Source organism: Paraburkholderia susongensis, from assembly GCF_900177725.1.
Classification (GTDB): domain Bacteria; phylum Pseudomonadota; class Gammaproteobacteria; order Burkholderiales; family Burkholderiaceae; genus Paraburkholderia; species Paraburkholderia susongensis.
Window position 1 is genome coordinate 380,852 of the sequence record NZ_FXAT01000006.1, and the last position, 16,326, is coordinate 397,177.

Below are 16,326 nucleotides of genomic sequence, written 5' to 3' on the forward strand. Positions count from 1 at the left end.
AAATGAAAAATATCGAAGAATACTTCCGGATTGCGGGGCTGATGCTCGGTCTCGCGGTCAGCACTCTGTTTATGCCTGCCAGCGTGAGCGCGCAGTCTTCGCCCACGGTCCAGCTCAATTTCACGGGTACCTATATTGCGACGACGTGTCCGCTCGTCAGTTCGCCCGACATGACGGTGACGCTGCCGACGATTCCAACCCAATCGCTTTCTACGGCGGGGGAGCCCGCAGGCACGAAGGTTTTTACCATCACGATCCAGTGCGCAAGCGGAGTAACGGGAGTGCGCGTGTATTTCGAAAGCGGCTCGACGACAGACCCGACGACGGGTTATCTCAACCCGCAGGCCGTGAGCGGTGTGAATTCGGCGACCAACGTGCAGGTCAGGCTCGCGAATGCGGATGGTTCCCCGATCAGGATCGGCGACCGGTCCACGATGAAAATCATTCCGATCACATCGACGGCTCCGACACCGGTGGACTTCATCGCAAGCTATTACTCGACCGGGCGGGCCACTGCCGGCATGGTGAACACGTTCGTGACCTACGTCGTCGAAATGCCATGACGCCGCCTACGAACCTACTGCCCTGCAATGATGTTTGATTCACCCGCTACGTTGATGCGAGCGACCGCGCTGCATGCAGCATTGTTGCGCGGCGGCGCTGAGATACCTGCGGTTCACTTCTGGCGCGCGCGCTGTAGCACTTTGATTGAGACAACGCGGCAAGACATGCACGATGCGGGATATCCGCCCTCGGACGCCGACGAAATCAGTCTCGCGCAAAGTGTACTGCTCGACGAATTGACGCTACAGGCGTTGCCATCGGGGCAGCAGGGCGAGTGGCTGCGCGAACCGCTGCAGATGCGCTTTCATGGCCTGCACGACGGCGCTGCCAGAGTCTGGGAGCGCATCGACGCGTTGCTCGACGGCGTTTGCCAGGACCGCGCCGCACTCGAGTTATATGGAATCGTGCTCGAACTCGGCTTCGATGGCGGGCGAAGAGATGCAGGCGCTTGCCGGCAGCGTATCAAGTCGGTGCTGAACCCGTTAGCGCGTGGCCAAGCGACAAAGTCCATATCTATTTCGACCGAAACGGTTGAAACCACCGAAACGGCTGTCGCGATGACGCGTGCCGTTTCGCCGTCGCGTATGTATTGGATTGCCGGTGGCGCGATCGTTGCAGCCGTCGCCGTCGTTTTACTGTGGTTGACGTTCGACATCAGTCTCGACGCTGCGGCCGATCGTTTGTCGGGACAGTCCGCGATGCAGGGTGGCCTCGTTCGGGAGAGCCCTTCGTCATGACGTTCGTCGAGCGCTACCGTGCGCCGCTAATCTGGATTGCGCTTTGCGCCGTTGGCCTGATATGGCTGTGTTTGCCGCCTGGTTCCCAACCGTCGTGGCCCGTCGTGCTCGGCCTGATCCTGCTGACAGGGCTGGGCGCGGCCGCTCTACCTGCTTACGGGCAACGGCGCGCGGGCCACCGCGCGAGCCACAAGGACGAAGCAATTCAACCGGATCCAGTGCGCGAGTTGCCCATCATTCTCGTGGTTGGCCCCTATGCCTCGGCGGTATTTGCGCAGGGCGCGCAGGCGTCTACGCTGCGGCGCAACGGCGACGCGGCCTGGATGCTCGTCAGAACTCCAGACGAATTGGCTCGATCAATCGCTACGATCAGAGCGTCACATCAGCGGTTGCCGGACGCCGTATTGATGCCCGTCATCCCGGACGGCGATTGCGATGATGCGGTGATTCGCCGTGAATTCTCCCGTTGGCGGCACGAACTCGACGCCAGCGCGTCCCACCGCGCGTACATGCTGCCCTGCTATATCGCGATCTATGCGTGCCTCGGCACCAACGGCGACGCGACTGCGGGCGACGCGGCCACGAAACCGGTCTGGTTCGGCGACCTCATCGACATATCGGCGGCTCAGCGGGGAATCGAAAATGCGCGGCAACGGGTACGGCTGATCCGGCGTCAGCTCGATGAGGCGTGGTTTGCGATCGCACAACCGGAGCGTATGACGCAAGCCGGGTTTGGGCACGCAGTGTTCGACTGGCTCGAGGACGCCGCGCTGCTGCCGATTCTTTCCTCGCTCACGAACACGGCTCCGCTCTCGCTGCATGGGTTGTTGCTGGCCGACATCGGCTATTCGCCGGTGCGCCCTGGTGCCTGGACACGATGGTTGACCGGCAAGACAGGCTTGAGACCATTGCCGATAGCACCGAAGGCTCAACCGTTGCCGCTGCCCGGGATCATTGCGCGGCAGGCCGCTCTTCAGGTCGCGAAGCGCGAGGAGCGGCACAAACCGCGTTGGGGGACGCTGCACGCCGTGGCGGCGTCGGCCGTTGTGGCGGCCGTCGCGATCGGCGTGTCGGCATGGGCGAATAGCCGGATGGTCGCGCGCGTCGCCAGCAATCTCGATGCCTACCGGCGCACACCCGAGGCACAGGCGGACGCGAAGCGCGAGCGGCTGGACACGTTGCGTAGCGAGTATGCCGAACTGACCCACTACGCGAATACCGGCGTCCCGGCCGGGCTCGGCTGGGGACTCTACCGGGGCGATGTGTTGCGGGCCGCGCTGGAGCCGGTCATCTCGGCAGCGCATCCGCCGCCGGGCGTGACAATCGACAACCTCTCGCTGTTCGACAGCGGGAAAACCACGCTGAAGCCTGGCGCGGAGTCTCGACTCAAAGGCGCTCTCGATCTGATTCGCGCAAACCCCGACAAGCGGATTCTGATCGCGGGCCATACGGATAACGTCGGCCCGAGCGCGGCGAATCTGCTGCTCTCCGAAGCGCGTGCGCGAGCGATCCGCGACTGGCTCGTCACTACCGCATCGCTGCCTGTCACGCGTTTTGCGATTCAGGGGTATGGCGATACGCGCCCGGTCTCCAGCAACGAAAACAGTCTGGGACGCGAGATGAACCGGCGCGTCGAGATCACCCTTGTTCCCGATTCCGGCGTGCACTGAAGACCTCCGCTACAGGTATCCGTCGCAATTTTTTGCGACGGCATCGACTACTCAGTCGATCAGATTAACGAGATCGATATTTGGGCGACGGCCCATATTCTCAAACGAGTTCGACACCTACTATTAGCGTCTTGCGGAATCGCTTCTCTAAAGCTTGCTGTATCGCCGCGTGTCCTTTCCTTGAGCGAATAACGTCAGAGCATCATGCCCGTTTCTAACAGTTCCCAAAAACTCATTGCACGTAACCGTGCCCCCCGTGTTCAGATCGAATACGACGTAGAAATTTACGGTTCGGAAAAAAAGGTCGAATTGCCATTCGTGATGGGTGTGCTCGCAGACCTCTCGGGCAAGCCGCTCGAGCCGCTGCCCGCCGTCGGCGACCGCAAGTTCTTCAACATCGACATCGACAACTTCGACGAGCGCATGAAGGCCATGAAGCCGCGCGTCGCGTTCGCGGTGCCGAACACGCTGACGAACGAGGGCCAGTTGATGGTCGACATCACGTTCGAAAGCATGGAAGACTTTTCGCCTGCCACGGTCGCGAAGAAGGTCGACGCGCTTGCGCAGTTGCTCGACGCTCGCACGCAGCTCGCCAACCTGCAAACGTATATGGATGGTAAGAGCGGTGCCGAAAACCTCGTCAGCAAAGTGCTGAAGGATTCGGCCCTGCTCGAGGCGCTGGCTAAGGCGCCCAAGCCGAAAACGGCGTCCGCCGACGAGTCGGCAATCAACGAATGATTCCTGCTTTCCGAGCGAAAGCACAGCCTGAACCAGTGGGGGAATGATGGCCCAACGTCAATCGAATATCCACGCCGCAGCAACATCGAGCGTGGCCGGTCAATCTGATTTCAACGAGCTTCTATCGCGCGAATTCAAGCCGAAAACAGAACGTGCGCGCGAAGCGGTCGAAAACGCGGTGCAGACGCTCGCGCAGCAGGCGCTGCTCACGTCTGTCACCGTGTCCGATGACGCGTACAAAAACATCGAGTCGATCATCGGTGAGATCGATCGTAAGCTATCCGAACAGATCAATCTGATCCTGCACCACGAAGACTTCCAGAAGCTGGAAAGTGCATGGCGCGGCCTGCATCACCTCGTCACGAACACGGAAACGGATGAGCAGCTGAAGATCCGCTTCATGGATGTGTCGAAAGACGACCTGCGACGCACGGTGAAGCGCTACAAGGGCGTTGCATGGGATCAGAGCCCGTTCTTCAAGCAGATCTACGAAGAGGAATATGGTCAACTGGGCGGCGAACCGTATGGTTGCCTGGTTGCAGACTACTACTTCGACCACACACCGCCCGACGTCGATCTGCTGGCGTCGATCGCGAAGGTGGCGGCGGCGTCGCATGCGCCGTTCATTACCGGCGCGGCACCGTCCGTGCTGCAGATGGATTCGTGGCAGGAGCTTGCGAACCCGCGCGACCTGACCAAAATCTTCACGCAGAACCTCGAGTACGCGCCGTGGAACTCGCTGCGCAATTCGGAAGACTCGCGCTACATCGGTCTCGCCATGCCGCGTTTTCTCTCGCGCCTGCCGTATGGTATCAAGACGAACCCGGTTGACGAATTCGATTTCGAGGAGGCGACCGACGGCTCCGATCATCGTAAGTACGTGTGGTCGAACGCGGCCTACGCGATGGCGGTGAACATCAACCGCTCGTTCAAGAAATACGGTTGGTGCACGCTGATTCGCGGCGTGGAAAGTGGTGGCGTGGTCGAGAACCTCCCATGCCACACGTTCCCGACCGACGACGGCGGGGTCGACATGAAGTGCCCGACGGAAATTGCGATTTCCGACCGCCGTGAAGCCGAGTTGTCGAAGAATGGCTTCATGCCGCTGATCCACCGCAAGAACACCGACTACGCGGCGTTCATCGGTGCCCAGTCGCTGCAAAAGCCGGTCGAATACCACGACGCGGACGCAACCGCGAATGCGAACCTGTCCGCGCGTCTACCGTATCTGTTCGCTTGTTCGCGCTTTGCGCACTACCTGAAGTGTATCGTGCGCGACAAGATCGGTTCGTTCAAGGAGCGCGACGAGATGCAGCAATGGCTCAATGAATGGGTCATGAACTACGTCGACGCAGACCCGGCGAATTCGTCGCAGGAAACCAAAGCGCGCCGGCCGCTGGCCGCGGCTGAGGTGGTGGTCGAAGACGTCGAGGGCAATCCCGGCTATTACCAGGCGAAGTTCTTCCTGCGCCCGCATTTCCAGCTCGAGGGCCTGACGGTTTCGCTGCGCCTTGTCGCGAAATTGCCGCTCGTGAAGGAAGCGGCCTGAGTTGACGGCTACCGTTCATCCGGTGATTGAGCGAAGGACAGGCGCTCACTAAATATGCCTGACGTTCATTGAGCATTTTTAATACAACAAGTCGCAAGGAGTAGTTTCATGGCGCAAGACATCTTTCTCAAAATCAGCGGGATCGATGGTGAGTCGGCAGACGCGAGCCACAAGGACGAAATCGATGTCCTGAGCTGGTCGTGGGGCGTCTCGCAGCAATCCAACATGCATGTTGGCTCCGGCGGTGGTGCGGGTCGCGCAACGGTCGAAGACCTCACGTTCACGCATTACATTGATCGTGCAACCCCGAACCTGACCCAGTACTGCCTGACCGGCAAGCACATCGACGAAGCAAAGCTCGTCGTGCGCAAGGCCGGCGGTAACCCCCTCGAGTACATCAAGTTCACGATGAATGACGTGCTCGTCACGTCGGTAAGGCCGTCGGGCGTGAGCGACAGCGAATCGCGTCCGGGTGAAGAAGTACGTCTGTCGTTTGCCCGCCTGAAGCAGGAATACGTGGTGCAGAACGCGCAAGGCGGCAGCGGTGGCGCGATCACGGCAACGTTCGACATCAAGAAGAACAGCGCCTAACTTGCATGTGTTCCTGAATCGTGGCCTCGCCGGCATGTCCGGCGAGTTGTGCCGCGATCGTTGGCCAGGGTGCCGGACTGGATGCCAGCACCCTGGTTAATTTATTCAGGGCGACGCGCAAGATCACCTTGATTCCGTCAGATGGTTCCGAACTTATTTTCTCGCGTCGCGATATGGCTACGCCTGGCGGGCTGGCTGGCCCTGAGTGGGGCAAGCGTATGTCTGAGCGCATGCGGCAGTACGCCCGCGCCTGTCGTCAAGGAGCAAACGAATCTACGGCTGCGGATCGCCGCAAGCGACGACGTCAACCCAAACGAGTGGGGTAAGGCGGCGCCGATTCTGGTCCGCGTCTACGAGTTGAAGTCTGCGACAGCATTCGAGAATGCCGACTTTTTTACGCTGCAAAGCGACGACAGAAAGATCCTTGGTGAAGATGCCCTGGTCGTCGACGAATTCATTTTGCGTCCCGGCGACGAGCGCGAGATAACGCGCAAGTCGAACCCAGCCACCACCGCTGTCGCCGTGCTGGCCGGCTACCGGGAGCTTGGGAAGTCCATCTGGCGCGCGGTCTACCGCCTGCCGGTGGCACCGGACGCGTCGTGGTACCGGATTGCCATTCCAGACAAGCAACAGAAGCTGAAGATCCGGCTTGACCAGCGTGCTGTTTCGATTTCAAAGTCAGACTAATTTCGATGAGTTGGTATAACAAGGTTGTTTGGAGCGAAGGACTGTTCCTGCGTCCGCAGCTGTTTCAGCAGCAGGAACGGTATCTCGAGTCTCTCGCGCATCGCCGGAGCGCGCCACTGAGTCCGTTTTTCTGGGGCTTCAGCCGGTATGAAATCGATCAGGAATCGCTGTCGTTCGGCAAGCTCGTGTTCAAGAGCGGACTTGGCGTATTTCCGGACGGCACGCCGTTCGATGTTCCGGGGCTGACGCCGCCTCCGCCGCCGTTGACGATCGGCCCTGAGCATCAGGATCAGGTGATTTACCTCGCGGTCCCGCTGCGTTTGCCCAATACCGAGGAAACGGCCTTCACCGAGCAGAGCGGGTCGCTCGCGCGTTATCTTGCGTACGACATGGAACTGCGCGACAGCAACGCGATCGGCCAGGGGCCGAAGCCGGTCCAGCTTGCGAATTTGCGTTTGCGGCTGTTGCCGGAGAAGGAACTCACGCAGTCGTGGATCGGCATTGCGTTGACGCGCGTGAAGGCACTGCATGCCGACGGCGCCGTGTCGCTCCACAGTTCAGACCACATTCCTCCCGTCACCGGCTACGGCGCGAGTCCGGTGTTGCGCGAGTGGACGATGCAGCTGCACGGTCTTGCCAGACTGCGTGCCGACGCGCTCGCCGCGCGGCTGTCCGGCACCGATGGCCGCACGGGCACCGCAGCCGAAGTGGCCGACTATCTGCTGCTGCAGGTGCTCAATCGCTACGAGCCGTTGCTCGAGCATATCTGCCAGATCGAAGAAACCGCGCCCGTGAACCTGTATCGCGAGCTTGCTCTCTTTGCCGGTGAACTGTCGACGTTCCTGCGTCCGCAAACACGGCGCCCGGCCGCAGCGCCCGGTTACGACCATGCGCGGCTCTATCGCAGCATCAAGCCGCTCGTCGACGAAGTTCACCATCTGCTGAACCAGGTGCTGATCCGTGGCGCGCAACCGATTCCGCTCACCGAGCAGGCACACGGCATCCGCACGGCGGCTGTCCTGTCGACCGAACTGGCCGGCTATTCGACCCTCGTGCTCGCGGTGGGCGCGCAGATGCCGCCGGAGCAGTTGCAACAGCAGTTCCTCGCGCAGACGAAGATCAGCCATCCGCAACGTTTGCCGGAACTGATCCGCTCGCACCTGCCGGGGCTGACGATGGCGTCGTTGCCGGTTCCGCCGCGCCAGATTCCGTTCAACACGGGTTTCATCTATTTCGAGCTGTCGCGCACGGGGCCGTTCTGGGAGCAGATCGCGCGGCATGGCGGTCTCGCCCTGCATATCGCCGGGCATTTTCCGGAACTCAAGCTTGAACTGTGGGGCGTGCGTCAAAAATGAGTACAGGTGCATACGGAGATGACGCGTTCGACTTCCTGTCGGACCCGGACAGCTCCGCCTCGCGCAAGGACCTGCCAGCGGCATTTCCGGCCGGACGTCCGGCAACGGGGAGCGTCGCCGGCGAGGAGCCGGTCGTCGATCCGGCCGCGTTCGATCCACCGGAAGATCTGCAGACGCGTCTCGAACGCGTGCAGCTCGCGCAGAACCCGCTGCTCGAAGCCGCGCAGCCACTCTTGCGCATGCTTGCCGACATGCCGGCCTCGCTCGATTCGCCTGCCGCGGTCGCGAGCCTGCGCTCGTTGCTCGTGCGCGAAGTTGGCGCGTTCCAGAAAGTCTGCGACAAGGCGAGTCTGCCGTGGAAGCACGTGGCAGCTGTCCGCTATGCGCTCTGCACCGCGCTCGACGAAGCCGCGAACCGCACGCGCTGGGGCGGCGGTGGCGTGTGGGCCTCGCGCGGCCTGCTCATCACGTTCGAAGGCGAAGTAGACGGCGGTGAGAAGTTCTTCCTGCTGATCGGCCGCATGGCGACCGACCCGCAGGAGTACATCGACGTTCTCGAAGTGCTGTACCGCATTCTCGGCCTTGGCTTCGAAGGGCGTTACAGCGTCGTCGTGGATGGTCCGCGTCACCTCGAACAGATTCGCCAGCGCTTGCTGACGCTCATCAGCGGCGCGCGCGACACGATGCGTCTCGAACTGTCGCCGCATTGGCGCGGCGAGGGGCCGGGCAGGATGCGGTTGCTCAAAAGCGTGCCGGTCTGGGCCACGGCGGGCGTCGCCGCGCTGAGCGTGTTCTCGCTCTTCGCTTGGTACAAGTACCGGCTGCTGTTCGAAAGCAACGCGCTCGAAGCGAAGATTCTCGCGATTGGGCAACCGGTGCGAACCCCGGTGCCTGTCGTGCATGAGCGGCTGCGTCTGTCGGTCCTGCTCAAGGATCAGATCGCGCGCGGCCAGGTGACGGTCGACGAGGACGAACGCAGCAGCAAGGTCGTCTTTAGAGGCGACTACGTGTTTCTGCCGGGCCAAAGCCGCATCCGCCCCGAACTGGACCCGGTGCTGACGAAGGTGGCGCAGGAAGTGGCGCGCGTGGGTGGCCACGTCACCGTAACGGGACACACCGACAGCCAGCCGATTCACACGGCCGAGTTTCCCGATAACGAAGCGCTGTCGGTACAGCGCGCGGCGTTCGTCGCCGACGCGCTGAAAGCGCACGGAGTGCCCGCCGATCGCATCGTGGCGATCGGCAAGGGCGATACACAAGCTGTCGCGGATAACACCACGGCGGAAGGTCGTTCCCGCAATCGACGCGTGGAAGTCTCTGTCACGCAATAACGGGAAAGCCTGCATGTCTTATTTGAATCGCTTGTCGAAGCTTGTTTTTTCGCGCCAGACGCTGATGCTCGCGGTGATTCTCGTCGCCGCCGCCGCTGTCTGGTTCATCGGGCCGCTGATCGCATTCGGTGACTATCGCCCGCTCGAGACGGTCCTCTCGCGCACGCTGTCGATCGTCGTGCTGCTGGCGTTGCTGTTGTTCTGGCTGCTCGGCTGGTCGCCGGTCCCGATCGGCGTCGCACTGCTTTTCCTTGCGCTTTGGTATTTCGGACCACTGATCGCATTCGGCGACGCGCATCCGTTTAGCGCGCTGTGGTCTCGCGTGCTGCTGATTTCGGTGCTGCTCGCGTGCTACGCGATCTACGGCATTTATCGCCTGTTAAAGGCCGTGCAATCCGACGGCGCGCTGCTGCAGCGGCTGCTGCATCCGTTCGCCAATAAACCGGACGCGAAACCGCTCGCGCGCGAAGAAATGCGCGCGCTCAACTCGGTGGTCGCGAAGGCCATCGAAAAGCTCAAGCACATGCGCGGCGGCCCGGCCGGGCTGCGGCGCCTGCTGGAAAACCAGCGCTATCTGTACGAGTTGCCGTGGTACATGGTGATCGGCTCGCCAGGCGCCGGCAAGACGACGCTGATCCTGAATTCGGGCCTCGATTTCCCCGACGCCGACCAGATGGTGGCGACGTCGCTCAAGAAGCGCGTCGAAACGGCGAACTGCGACTGGTGGTTCGCGAACGAGGCGGTTCTGATCGATACCGCAGGCCGTTACACGTTTCAGGACGCGGTTGCGCAGAACGGTGCGAGGCAGGAGCAAAAGCAGGAGGAAAAGCCGGGAGAGAAGGAAGGGGAGCAGCAGCAAGATCCGAAGAGCGCGAACGCGGCGGAATGGCACGGCTTCCTCGCGCTACTGCGCAAACGGCGGCCGCGCGCGCCGATCAACGGCGCGTTGCTGACCGTCTCCGCCGAGGAGTTGCTGACGCGCGCGCCGTCCGAGCGCAAGGCGCTTGCCGCATCTATGCGCGCGCGGCTTGGCGAATTGCGTCAGCAATTGGGTATCCGCTTTCCGGTCTACGTGCTCGTCACCAAGCTCGACTTGCTGCCGGGCTTCGGCGAGTATTTCCAGTCGTTCACGGCGGAAAGCCGCGCGCAGATTCTCGGCTTTACGCTGCCGTATCAGCAGGAGCGCGAGGAGCATCGTCGCGATGCACTGCGCCTGAGTTGCGTCGCCGAGATGCGTGAACTCGAGCAGGGACTCGAAGACGGCATCAATACCCGTTTGCAGGAGGTGTACGAAGTCGACCGGCGCCGGAAACTGTATGCGTTGCCATCCGAATTCCGCAGCCTGTGCGCGGAGCTGACCGAGCTGCTCGCGCTCGTCTTCCTCGACTCGAAATATGACGACACGCAGTTGGGCAGTACACTGCGCGGCGTCTATTTCACGAGTGCGGCACAGACTCACGATGTGGTGTGCGCCGACCGCACGACGCTGTTGCAGCGATTGCGCCGTGGGCTGACGGGCCTGTTCGGCGGCGAGTCGAAGATGGCTGTGTCGTCGTCCGGCGATGGTGCGCCCACGGCTTATCGCGGCTATTTTCTGCGTAACCTGTTCCAACGCGTCATTCTCGCCGAAGGGCATCTCGTGCGGCCGAACCTGTATTGGGAAATCCGCTTCCGTGCCTTGCGTCTCGTTGGGCATCTGCTGTCGATCGTTGTGGCCGTGTGGCTGATCGGGGCCCTGATCGTGAGCTTCGAGAACAACCGCGACTATCTTGCCGTGATTGGCACCAGGACCGATGCGCTTGCCACGCGTGTGATGTCGCAGCGCAAGGCGCCGCGGCCGGGCGCGCTGGGGCCGGTGCTGTCCGCGTCGCGCGATCTGCCGCAGTTCCATGGCATGGACCTCGGCAGTCCAGGCATCGCCTGGCGCTATGGACTCTATACGGTGCCCGCCGTGAGCGACGCGGCGAGCGTGACCTACGGCAATCTGCTCAACCAGATGTTGCTGCCGCAGATCGTCAACCGGCTCGAAGCGGGACTCGATGCACAGATCGGCGCGCAAGACGCGGACGGCGTTTATCGCACGCTGTCGGTTTATCTGATGCTGTTCGACCGCTCGCACTACGACGCGAAGGCGATCAAGGCGTGGGTGCTCAGCGACTGGGAGCACGCGGAGAGCGTCGCGTCGCTCGGCGAGCGCAGCGTGATGGCGCGCCATCTCGACGCGTTGTTTGCCGACGGCGAACCAGCGGTGCCCGCAAGGCCGGTCAACGCGCCGCTCGTCGCGCGCGCCCGCAACTTCCTCGGCCGCAATCCGGCGTCGGGGCGGCTCTACGAACGGGCGACGAACGCGATGACGCCGGAGGCGCCCGAGAGCATCACGTTGATCAGTGCCGCAGGGCCGCAAGCCATGGCGGTTTTTTCGCTGGCCGAGGGCTCGACGCTCGAGCGGGGCATACCGGGTCTTTATACCTATGAAGGCTACCACGCGGTTTTTAACCGGCGCCTGCCCGAATTTCTCGAGCAGGCGCAAAAACAGGATGCGTGGGTCATGGGCGAGGCCGATGCGTCGGCGCGGTGGAAGCTGGCGGCAAACGGCGACATGCTGCGCACGCGCAAGGACCGGCTCGCCGACGAAATCCGCCGGCAGTATCTGACCGACTATGGCAACTACTGGCAGCAGTTTCTCGATGACGTGAGGCCGGTCTCCGGCGGTGACGGTACGCTCGCGCTTGACCTCCAGACGCTGCGCACGCTGGCCGCGCCCGATTCGCCGCTGGCGCGGCTCGCGCGCACAGCCGTGCACGAGACGTCGCTGTCGGTGGCCGAGGGCGCAGACGATCCTTCTCTCGCCGATAGCGCGATGAACGCGATCACCCGGCGCTCGCAGGCCGCTCGCGCCGCGAGCGCCGTGGCCGCGACCGCGACGATCGGCCAGATCGCGCAGCAGAAGATGGAACGGGAACTGGTCGGCAACCGCTTCGCCGCGCTGCGCGAGGTCGTGACCGGCCGGGCCGATGCCGGCGGTGGTTCGGCGCCCGCGCAGACGCTCGCGAGCGGCGGCGGCACGCTGCGGCTCGACGCGATCATCGGCCTGATCAATGAGCAGTACACGCACCTCGTGATGGCCGGCAATGTGCTCGCGGCCAACACCATGCCGCCCGTCGACGACCTCGGCTCGACGCTGCAACTGGAGGCGGAGAAGCTGCCCGCGCCGTTTCGCGCGGTGCTGGCGGGCATCGCGTCGCAGTCGATGCGCAAGGTGGACCGTGGCGTCGGCTCGCTGCTCGCGCTGCAGGTCGAATCGAGCGTCGGCGCGGAGTGTCGCGGCGCGATCGAAGGCAAATATCCGTTTGCGGCAAGCGCCCAGGAAGTCGACGTCGACGATTTCAACCGCGTGTTCGCGGCGGGCGGGCTGCTCGACGACTTTTTCCAGAAGACGCTCGCGAGTCACGTGGACACGAGCATCCGGCCTTGGCGCTACAAGTCGGTGAGTCCGGGCATGCCGCCGATGCAGGGTCCGAGTCTCGAGCCGTTCGAGCACGCGGCCACGATTCGCCAAGTGTTTTTCCGCGATCCGGGCGCGAACCGGATGGCGTGGAAGATGGGCCTCAAGGTCGTGTCGCTGGATCCGGAAATCACCGATCTGCTGATCGACATCGACGGGCAGAGCACGCGTTACGCACACGGGCCGGTGACGACCTTCCCGGTGACGTGGCCGGGGCCGCGCGGCGGATCGATGGCTGGCATCACCGCGAATCCGCGTATCCGTCCGGACACGTCGACCATCACGGCCGAAGGACCGTGGGCGCTGTTCCGTCTGATCGACCGCGGCCGGGTGACGTCGACCTTGTCGTCGAGCCGCTCGGCAGTGGACTTCAGTTTCGACGACCGTCACGCGGTGCTCGAACTGACTTCAGGCGCACAGTCGGGGCCGCAACTGACGGGCCTGCTGAGAGGCTTCCGTTGCCCCGGTGACGGGAGCGCAGCAGGCGGCCGGGCGGCGGCCTTGCTCGCCGATGATACCCAGTAGCGCGTTCGAAATACCGGTACGCAATTTCGCACTGGATTGTTTTCGATGAACAGAATCTAGAGGAGTGCATGTCAAATAGTACGTTGAACAATGTCGCTATTCGGAGCCGTGCGGTAACGGTGTCAAGCGAAGCGATGCCGCAATTGCTGGGGCAGCCTGCGCTCGAGTTCATGTCATTGAGCGGCAAAGAGTATCTGGGCAAACCGTTCGAGTACGAACTGTTCCTGCGCACGCCCGACGATTACACGGTGCCGCTCGCCGTTAGCGCCAACATCGACCTGACGGCGCTGCTCGGCAAGGAAATGACCGTCACGATGGAGCTCGACCAGCCGGCCGGCGCCGCGCTCAGCACGGATGCAGCGCAGCGCGAGATCACCGGGCTCGTCGTCAAGGCGGGATACCTGCACAGCGAGGGTCGCTACAACGTCTATCGTGTCGTGCTGAAGCCGTGGTTGTGGTTGGCGACGCTCACGACCGACTACAAGATTTTCCAGGACAAGACCGTCATCGAGATCATCGACGAGGTGTTGAAGGACTATCCGTACCCGGTCGAAAAGCGTCTCGACGTGAGCCGCTATATCGTGACTGGTGAAAGCCCGCGCAACGAGCCGCGCGCGTACCAGGTGCAGTACGGCGAGACCGATTTCGATTTCATCCAGCGCCTCATGGAGGAATGGGGTATTTACTGGTTCTTCGAACATTCGGACAGTAAGCATCGGCTCGTGCTGTGCGACCATATTGGCGTGCATCGCAAGTCCGCGAACCCTGCGTATCAGACGCTCGCTTTCCAGCCGCAGAACGGCAAGACCGACGCGGAATACATCAGCACGTTCTCGATAGCCGAAACGCTGTGCACCGGTCACTACGTGGCGAGCGACTTCGACTTCACGCGTTCGCGGGCCGATCTGCGCGCGATCAACCAGCAGCCGCGCGACACGAGCTGGAACACGCTCGAGCTTTACGACTGGCCCGGCGACTACACCGACGGCAACCACGGCGAACTGCTCGCGCGCACGCGCATGGAAGCGTTGCGCGCACCGGGTAGACGCGCCGACGGCAGCGGCAACGTGCGCGGGCTTGCGTGCGGCCAGACGTTCGAGCTGACCAACTACGACTACACCGCGGCGAATTGCGAATACCTCGTCATCGGGACAAAGCTCGAACTGACCGGTACTGCGGATGAATCGGGCGGCAGTTACGAGTACACGTGCAACAACCAGTTCGACGTGCAGCCGACGAGCGAGATGTTCAGGTTGCCGCAGGACACGCCGAAGCCGCGAGTCAGCGGTCCGCAGTCGGCCATTGTCGTGGGGCCGCCTGGCAACGAGTTGTGGACCGACGAATTCGGCCGCGTGAAGGTTCGCTTTGCCTGGGATCGCTATGGCCGCAACGTCGAAACGGATTCGTGCTGGATTCGCGTGAGTCAGGCGTGGGCCGGCACGAGCTTCGGCGGAATTTATATTCCGCGAATCGGACAGGAAGTCATCGTCGATTTCTGGAACGGCGACCCGGACCGTCCGCTGATCACGGGAAGCCTCTATAACACGCTGACGTCGCCGCCGTGGGAGCTACCCGGCAACGCGACGCAGAGTGGTTTCATGAGCCGCTCGATAGAGGGCGGCCTGCAGAACTTCAACAGCATCCGCTTCGAGGACAAGACGGGTGGCGAGGAAGTCATGATCCAGGCGGAACGGCAAATGAACCGCTTGACGAAGGTCGACGAGTCGCACGTCGTGGGCTCCAACTTCTCGGTCGGCGTGGGCAGCGAGTTTTCGAGCAAAGTGGTGGGCACGGCGACTTACGAGGTCGGCCTTGCGCAATCGCTGAAGGTCGGCGGCGCGGAATCGACGGCGGTTGGCGGTGCATCCATGCTCACGGTTGGCGGTGCGCGTGTCGTAACGATCGGCGGCGTGTCTACGCATACGGTGGGCGGTGCCTACGTACTCGACGCGGGCGGGGCGCTTTCCATCGTATGCGGCAAATCGTCGTTGACGATGACACCCGATGGGAAGATCAAGCTCATCGGCGATGAAATCCGGGTTCAGGGTAACGAACGAGTGGTCGTGAAGGGTATGCCGCTGGAGCTTAATCCTGGCGACGCCGACTGCGGCGGTGGTGCAGTGGTTCCAGTTCCGATCGTGGCCCTTGGCGTGGCGGCGCCGGATGTTCCGCAGTTGCCTATCGAACCGGCACCGGAGCCGACACCGGAACTTACGCCGGAAGAGGCGCCGGAAGAAACACCGGAAGAGACACCGGACGAAACGCCGGACGAGACACCGAACGAGACGCCGGACGAGACACCGAACGAGACGCCGGACGAGACACCGAACGAGACGCCGGATGAGACGCCGGACGAGACGCCGGATGAGACACCGGACGAGACACCGGACGAGACACCGGACGAGACGCCGGAAGAGACACCGGAAGAGACACCGGAAGAGACACCGGACGAGACGCCGGACGAGACGCCGGACGAGACACCGGATGAGACACCGGACGAGACGCCGGACGAGACGCCGGATGAGACGCCGGACGAGACGCCGGATGAGACGCCGGACGAGACACCGGACGAGACGCCGGACGAAACACCGGATGAGACGCCGGACGAGACACCGGATGAGACACCGGACGAGACACCGGACGAGACACCGGACGAAACACCGGACGAAACACCGGAAGAGACGCTGCCACCATCTTTTGCAGAGATCTAACCCGGCGTCCCACAACCCTGCATGGCAGCCGTGCGTTCCCGCGCACGGCCCCCACTTCCTGCATTCACGAGGAGACTATCCGTTATGTTTCCAGCCGCCCGCAAAGGCGATGCAACCGGGCATGGCGGTGCGATCGTCACCGGCTCGCCATCTGTTCTGATCAACGAAATACCGGCGGCGCTGGTCGGTCTCAGTTCGGCAACCTGCCCGCTGCACCCTTCAGCGCAAGCCGTGGTTGTCGGTTCGGCCACCGTATTCATCAACGATCTGCCCGCAGCTTTGGTCAGCGGCATGACTTCATGCGGTGCGCCGATCTCCGCCGGTTCGCCGGACGTGCTGATCGGTTCGTAACGCTAAGGATCG

Annotated in this window: 12 protein-coding genes; all 12 read left to right on the top strand. The window is 62.6% G+C overall.

Going from position 1 to position 16,326, the window contains the following annotated elements:
- Positions 1-2 precede the first annotated feature (2 nt).
- The 12 genes from B9Z01_RS20585 (at position 3) to B9Z01_RS20640 (ending at position 16,314) form a co-directional block, all read left to right on the top strand.
- Positions 3-563, top strand: coding sequence for a fimbrial protein (locus tag B9Z01_RS20585; RefSeq protein ID WP_244196094.1), 561 nt, complete (start codon positions 3-5; stop codon positions 561-563).
- Positions 564-617: 54 nt separating this feature from the next.
- On the top strand, positions 618-1,301 hold the full coding sequence (locus B9Z01_RS20590; protein ID WP_244196102.1) for a DotU family type IV/VI secretion system protein: 684 nt from the start codon (positions 618-620) through the stop codon (positions 1,299-1,301).
- Positions 1,298-2,971, top strand: coding sequence for an OmpA family protein (locus B9Z01_RS20595; RefSeq protein ID WP_085486388.1), 1,674 nt, complete (start codon positions 1,298-1,300; stop codon positions 2,969-2,971). Before B9Z01_RS20590 ends, B9Z01_RS20595 begins: the two co-directional genes overlap by 4 nt.
- Positions 2,972-3,175: 204 nt before the next feature.
- Complete coding sequence (gene tssB / locus B9Z01_RS20600) at positions 3,176-3,709, top strand: type VI secretion system contractile sheath small subunit (protein ID WP_085486390.1); 534 nt, start codon at positions 3,176-3,178, stop codon at positions 3,707-3,709.
- Between the two features lie 46 nt (positions 3,710-3,755).
- Complete coding sequence (gene tssC / locus B9Z01_RS20605; protein ID WP_085486545.1) at positions 3,756-5,258, top strand: type VI secretion system contractile sheath large subunit; 1,503 nt, start codon at positions 3,756-3,758, stop codon at positions 5,256-5,258.
- A gap of 108 nt (positions 5,259-5,366) precedes the next feature.
- Complete coding sequence (locus B9Z01_RS20610) at positions 5,367-5,849, top strand: Hcp family type VI secretion system effector (protein ID WP_085486392.1); 483 nt, start codon at positions 5,367-5,369, stop codon at positions 5,847-5,849.
- A gap of 141 nt (positions 5,850-5,990) precedes the next feature.
- Positions 5,991-6,536, top strand: coding sequence for a type VI secretion system lipoprotein TssJ (tssJ, locus tag B9Z01_RS20615; protein ID WP_085486394.1), 546 nt, complete (start codon positions 5,991-5,993; stop codon positions 6,534-6,536).
- A gap of 5 nt (positions 6,537-6,541) precedes the next feature.
- Positions 6,542-7,891 (top strand): type VI secretion system baseplate subunit TssK, encoded by a 1,350-nt coding sequence (gene tssK / locus B9Z01_RS20620; protein ID WP_085486396.1) that lies wholly within the window; start codon positions 6,542-6,544, stop codon positions 7,889-7,891.
- Complete coding sequence (gene tssL, locus B9Z01_RS20625) at positions 7,888-9,222, top strand: type VI secretion system protein TssL, long form (RefSeq protein ID WP_085486398.1); 1,335 nt, start codon at positions 7,888-7,890, stop codon at positions 9,220-9,222. Before tssK ends, tssL begins: the two co-directional genes overlap by 4 nt.
- 13 nt (positions 9,223-9,235) lie before the next feature.
- Entirely contained in the window at positions 9,236-13,252 is a 4,017-nt protein-coding gene (tssM, locus tag B9Z01_RS20630) for a type VI secretion system membrane subunit TssM (protein ID WP_085486400.1), read from the top strand.
- 68 nt (positions 13,253-13,320) lie between these two features.
- Positions 13,321-15,963, top strand: a complete 2,643-nt coding sequence (locus B9Z01_RS20635; protein WP_085486402.1) for a type VI secretion system Vgr family protein — start codon at positions 13,321-13,323, stop codon at positions 15,961-15,963.
- An 84-nt stretch (positions 15,964-16,047) separates the two neighbouring features.
- Positions 16,048-16,314: a PAAR domain-containing protein gene (locus tag B9Z01_RS20640; protein ID WP_085486403.1), complete on the top strand. Its 267-nt coding sequence runs from the start codon at positions 16,048-16,050 to the stop codon at positions 16,312-16,314.
- Positions 16,315-16,326 lie beyond the last annotated feature (12 nt).

What these genes read in the sequence shown, in the direction of transcription:
- tssL (WP_085486398.1), top strand. Translation starts at nt 7,888, where the DNA reads ATGAGTACAGGTGCATACGGAGATGACGCGTTCGACTTCCTGTCGGAC.
- tssM (WP_085486400.1), top strand. Translation starts at nt 9,236, where the DNA reads ATGTCTTATTTGAATCGCTTGTCGAAGCTTGTTTTTTCGCGCCAGACG.
- B9Z01_RS20595 (WP_085486388.1), top strand. Translation starts at nt 1,298, where the DNA reads ATGACGTTCGTCGAGCGCTACCGTGCGCCGCTAATCTGGATTGCGCTT.
- tssK (WP_085486396.1), top strand. Translation starts at nt 6,542, where the DNA reads ATGAGTTGGTATAACAAGGTTGTTTGGAGCGAAGGACTGTTCCTGCGT.
- B9Z01_RS20585 (WP_244196094.1), top strand. Translation starts at nt 3, where the DNA reads ATGAAAAATATCGAAGAATACTTCCGGATTGCGGGGCTGATGCTCGGT.
- tssJ (WP_085486394.1), top strand. Translation starts at nt 5,991, where the DNA reads ATGGTTCCGAACTTATTTTCTCGCGTCGCGATATGGCTACGCCTGGCG.
- B9Z01_RS20635 (WP_085486402.1), top strand. Translation starts at nt 13,321, where the DNA reads ATGTCAAATAGTACGTTGAACAATGTCGCTATTCGGAGCCGTGCGGTA.
- B9Z01_RS20610 (WP_085486392.1), top strand. Translation starts at nt 5,367, where the DNA reads ATGGCGCAAGACATCTTTCTCAAAATCAGCGGGATCGATGGTGAGTCG.
- B9Z01_RS20590 (WP_244196102.1), top strand. Translation starts at nt 618, where the DNA reads ATGCGAGCGACCGCGCTGCATGCAGCATTGTTGCGCGGCGGCGCTGAG.
- tssB (WP_085486390.1), top strand. Translation starts at nt 3,176, where the DNA reads ATGCCCGTTTCTAACAGTTCCCAAAAACTCATTGCACGTAACCGTGCC.
- B9Z01_RS20640 (WP_085486403.1), top strand. Translation starts at nt 16,048, where the DNA reads ATGTTTCCAGCCGCCCGCAAAGGCGATGCAACCGGGCATGGCGGTGCG.
- tssC (WP_085486545.1), top strand. Translation starts at nt 3,756, where the DNA reads ATGGCCCAACGTCAATCGAATATCCACGCCGCAGCAACATCGAGCGTG.